Here is a 500-nt window from a genome sequence, read left to right as displayed (position 1 = left end):
AGGTACGCAACCTCCGCGCGCAATTGTTGATTTTCGCGAAGTAAGCGGTCTGCCTGCTCTGACTGTTCAGGCTCTGGCAATCGAGGCGAGGTCTTTTTCTTTGTTGGCACGAGATTATCCAATGGGAGAATATGCTGCGGCGAACGAAGCTCTCCGCGCTCATGTTGTCGCTGCCACGTCGTGATGCTATGAGGGTTACCTATATTGTACCGAGCTGCCAGCTCGCGGCAGGACAGGTTTTCGGCCGCGAGGCGGTGCAGCACTTCCAACTTGAACTCACACGTGTATCGACCGCGCTGACGATTAAGGCCGGCACTGCCGTGATGCTGATATGCCCCGACCCATCTTCTGACCTGGCTGTCAGCGATGTCAAACTTGGCGGCCAGAAGCTTGCATCCCCCTTTGCCAGAGAGATACTCCCGGACCACCTTCCGTTTGAACTTGACGTCGAACGTCCTCATAAAACCTCCAAGATTGTGTCCAACTCCTGGGGGTCAGTT

General features: G+C 55.4%; 1 protein-coding gene. It reads right to left on the bottom strand.

Annotated elements, in window-relative coordinates:
* On the bottom strand, positions 1–461 hold a 461-nt coding region (locus JK635_RS29360), incomplete at its 3' end, for a helix-turn-helix domain-containing protein (protein WP_202656407.1).
* Between the last annotated feature and the right edge of the window lie 39 nt (positions 462–500).

Origin of the sequence: Neobacillus paridis, from assembly GCF_016765675.1 — a bacterium.
GTDB lineage: Bacteria > Bacillota > Bacilli > Bacillales > Cytobacillaceae > Neobacillus > Neobacillus paridis.
This window is presented reverse-complemented; position numbering and strand designations above follow the sequence as displayed.